This window comes from Candidatus Pelagibacter sp., from assembly GCF_052049995.1.
In the GTDB taxonomy this organism is placed as follows: domain Bacteria; phylum Pseudomonadota; class Alphaproteobacteria; order Pelagibacterales; family Pelagibacteraceae; genus Pelagibacter.
In genome coordinates, this window is sequence record NZ_JBNGYX010000017.1 from 1 (window position 1) to 3,903 (window position 3,903).

Annotated in this window: 4 protein-coding genes; 1 reads left to right on the forward strand and 3 read right to left on the reverse strand. The window is 24.3% G+C overall.

The features are described from left to right. Positions 1–828 (forward strand): glycosyltransferase family 10 domain-containing protein (locus tag ACTT9Y_RS07030; protein ID WP_440933648.1); only part of this gene is annotated, 828 nt, incomplete at its 5' end. Here the strand turns inward: ACTT9Y_RS07030 and gmd are convergent. The 3 genes from gmd to ACTT9Y_RS07045 form a co-directional block, all read right to left on the reverse strand. Continuing rightward, positions 812–1,906 carry a GDP-mannose 4,6-dehydratase gene (gene gmd / locus ACTT9Y_RS07035; RefSeq protein ID WP_440933649.1) on the reverse strand — a complete coding sequence of 365 codons (1,095 nt, stop codon included), beginning with the start codon at positions 1,904–1,906 and terminating at the stop codon, positions 812–814. The two genes, ACTT9Y_RS07030 and gmd, sit on opposite strands and share 17 nt — an antisense overlap. Beyond that, positions 1,906–3,198 carry a nucleotide sugar dehydrogenase gene (locus ACTT9Y_RS07040; protein ID WP_440933650.1) on the reverse strand — a complete coding sequence of 431 codons (1,293 nt, stop codon included), beginning with the start codon at positions 3,196–3,198 and terminating at the stop codon, positions 1,906–1,908. The genes gmd and ACTT9Y_RS07040 overlap by 1 nt, the downstream gene beginning before the upstream one ends. Positions 3,199–3,260: 62 nt before the next feature. Continuing rightward, a partial coding sequence (locus tag ACTT9Y_RS07045) for an HAD family hydrolase (RefSeq protein ID WP_440933651.1) occupies positions 3,261–3,903 on the reverse strand: 643 nt, incomplete at its 5' end.

A 3,903-nucleotide genomic window follows, 5' to 3' on the forward strand; every position in this document is an offset into this window, starting at 1 on the left:
TATGATAACAATTCAATAAAGAGAAAAATTATTAAAGGTTTTATCAATAAATTAAAAATTAATGAAAAATATTTTATAAATCTAGATATTTATAAGATGAAAAGAAAATTTAATCCATTAAGAGTTTTTATTACTCACGAAAATTATGAACCTATTCCATTTAAGTATGATTATTCAATTACGCCGAATCTTGGTATCAGTGACGATACTCATTTAAGATTTCCCTCTTGGAAAGATTATATTGACTGGTCTGAATATGATATTCACAGGGACAATAATACTCTCAACAGTAGAAGATTTGGAGAATATTATTCACAAGATCAACTAATAGAACCACAGGGAGAATTCTTTTTAAAAAAACCTAGAAAATTTTGTATGTTCACAAGTCATTTGAACGAACCAAGAAAATCTATAATTTCTTTTTTTTCAAATGAGTTTGAATTTAATGGTTATGGACCTTATTTTGACAAAAAAGTAAATCATCATGATGAAAGTAACTTTTATAAAAAAGATATAATGAAAAACTATGCTTTTAATTTGTGCCCACATAACAGTCTTTTTCCTGGTTACTATGAGGAAAAAGTACCTGATGCGTATTTAAGTAAATGCCTTCCAATCACGTGGGCAGATCAAAATATTGATTATGACTTTAATCCAGAGTCATTCATTAATTTAATAGCATATACTAAGGATAATTATGCTTCTTTAATAGAAAATCTTAAATCAGAAAGTTTTTTAAAGAAATTTACCGACAAACCATTGTTTGTAAAAAAAAAAAATCTTGAGAATGAAATAAAATTTGTTGAAAAAATTATTTCGGAATTTTAGTCTTGTTTAATAATTTAAGTTCTTCACCCAGCATTTCTTCAATTAAAGAATGAATGTCTCTAGCAGGCTTCCATTTTAAAAGACTTTTTGCTTTTCGGGAATTACCTAAAAGATTATTAACCTCTGATGGTCTGAAATATTTTTTGTTTACTCTAATTATTTTTTTACCAATTTTAAGTTTTTTATTAATGATTGATTTTTTTATTATTCCAACTTCATTTAATCCTTTTCCTGTCCAAGTTAGAGAAATACCAAGTTTTTTTGCAGTAAACTCTATAAATTTTTTGACGCTATATTGCTCTCCAGTTGCTATAACAAAATCAGATGGTTTTTTTTGTTGAAGCATCTTCCATTGCATTTTTGCATAATCTTCAGCATGTCCCCAATCTCTAATAGCATATAAGTTTCCAATTTTGAGGTCATTTTCAATTCCCAAAAAAATTTTAGCTAAACCGTTAGTTATTTTCTTTGTAACAAATGTTTCCCCACGTCTTGGGGACTCATGGTTAAATAATAATCCATTACAAGCAAAAATATCATAAGATTCTCTATAATTTATAGTTATCCAGTGAGCAAATAATTTTGAACAAGCATATGGAGACTTTGGATAAAATCTAGTGTTTTCATTTTGAGGTTTTTCTTTAGACCCTCCAAACAATTCAGATGTTGAAGCTTGGTAAAATTTAATTTGTTTTTTATTTTTCAATCTTTTTATAATTTCTAGTATTCTTAAAGCCCCTAAAGCATTTACATTTGATGTATATTCTGGAATTTCGAAACTAACCCTTACATGTGATTGAGCTCCTAAATTATAAATTTCGTCTGGTAAATATTTTTGTATTATATTTTCCATACTTAATACATCTGTAAGATCAGCGTAATGCATATAGAATTTTTTATTTTTTTTAAATAAGTCCTCATAAATGTGATCAATTCTAGAAGTATTTAAGGAGGAAGATCTTCTTTTTAATCCATGCACAATATAATTTTTTCTTAATAAAAATTCAGCTAAATAAGATCCATCCTGACCTGTTATGCCGGTAATTAAAGCTACTTTATTCTTATTTATTTTCGTCATTAATTTACTCCAATATTTTTAATAAATATTTTTCTATTATTACTCCTTGTAAAATTCCATAAGTCTATAATAATCTTATTTTTATTAGTACTATATTTAGAAAGCTTTTTAAATTTCTCATTTTTATAACAGATGAATATAACATCAACACTGTTAAAAAATTTTTTTTGATCTTTAATAAAATTATATTTTTCAAAGTTTTCGTGATAATTTACATCATGAAAAATTATTTTATATTTTTTAAATAATTTTTTATAAATTTCCATTGCTGGTGACTTAGTGTTTACAAAAGTATTTTCCTTATAACTTATTCCACACAAGCCTATAATTGGTTTCTTTTTAATCTTTTTTCTTTCCTGATTAAATATTTTTATATAACGCGTTGTTTGTATATTGTTTATCTCATCTGTCGATTTAAGTAATGAAAAATTAACTTTTTCTTTTTTTAAATATTGGATAAAGTTTAAATTATCTCTTGGAAAACATGGCCCCGAATACATTGCGCCAAGAGATAAGTATTTTCTACCTATTCTTTTATCATCACCTATAGCATTAAGTATTTTTGATACATCTATGTTTTTTGTTTTGTCTGAAATTTGACTTAATAGGTTCGTGTATGAGATTTTCATTGTTATATAAGAGTTTATAGCAATTTTAGAAATTTCAGCCTCTTTCAAATTTAACATCTTCAATTTTGATAGTTGTTTTGGATAAAATGATTTATAGATATTTTTAAGTATTCTAAAACCTTTTTTTAAATTAGACCCTATAAGTACTAAATCACTTTTAAGAATGTCATTATAAATTGATCCAAGAGCAATTAAATGAGGATTATATGTTAGTATGAAATTTTTTCCGTGCTTTAAATTAAATTTTTTTTCAAGCATTTTTATAAATATTTCACATGAACCTGGGTTGACTGTTGATGTAATATTTATAAGGTAATTTTTTTTATTTTTTAAGTGTGGTCCAATTTTATTTAAAGAATTAAGAATATATGAATTATCAAATTCGTGATTTTTTTTTGAAGGAGTTGGCAGTACTAAAAAAGCGCCATCTGATAATTTAATCCCCTCTTTAATTGTGTTAACTATTGAGAAAGTTCTTTTATTTCTTTTTATGAGTTTATTTAGATTAGGTTCTATACTTTTCTCATTTTTTTTTATTGATGATAAAATTTTTTTATTAACATCATAACCAAATGTTTTACCATTTCTCTCAGCAAGTACTTGTGAAAAAACTAAACCAAGTTTACCCAACCCTATACACAATATCTTTAAATTAGCTTTCATAGTTTTTTAGAAGTTTAGATACATTAAAAAATTTACATTTCAATTGATTAAGATGTGTAAATTTAATTAATTTTATTAATTAACATGTTTATTTCTTTAATCTGTGTAAAAAAATTCTTTTTAGTATAAAAAAACTTAATATTACTCTTTTTTGCAGTGATCTCGTCACTCTGATTGTCACCTATCATGAAGCTTTTGTTTTTATCTATATTAAATGTTTTTAAAATATTTTTAATCATTAAATTTCCTGGTTTTCTTAGTTGAGTTCTTTTTCTAAACTTTTTTATTTTTGCTTTTGGGTGATATGGACAATATTGAGTTTCATCTATAAAAATTTTTTTTTTAGCTAAAAACATTTTTAAACTTTTATGGAGTTTAAAAAATTGTTTTTCGCTAAAATATCCTCTACCTATGCCTGATTGATTTGTTACTATAAATATAAGATAATTATTTTTAATTATATTCTTGAGTCCCCTAATTACTCCGGGTCTAAATCTAAATTTAGACCAATCATAAACATACCCATCATCAAAATTAATAACACCATCTCTATCTAGAAAAACTGCTTTTTCTAATTTTTCTTTAAGCCTTTTATTTTTATTTGATATGAAATCTAAATTTTTATTATTACTTGATACTAATGTCTTAAGATTTTTAACATTTTTGTAAATATTAGAATTTTTATTTTTATTTAAAATAAAATAA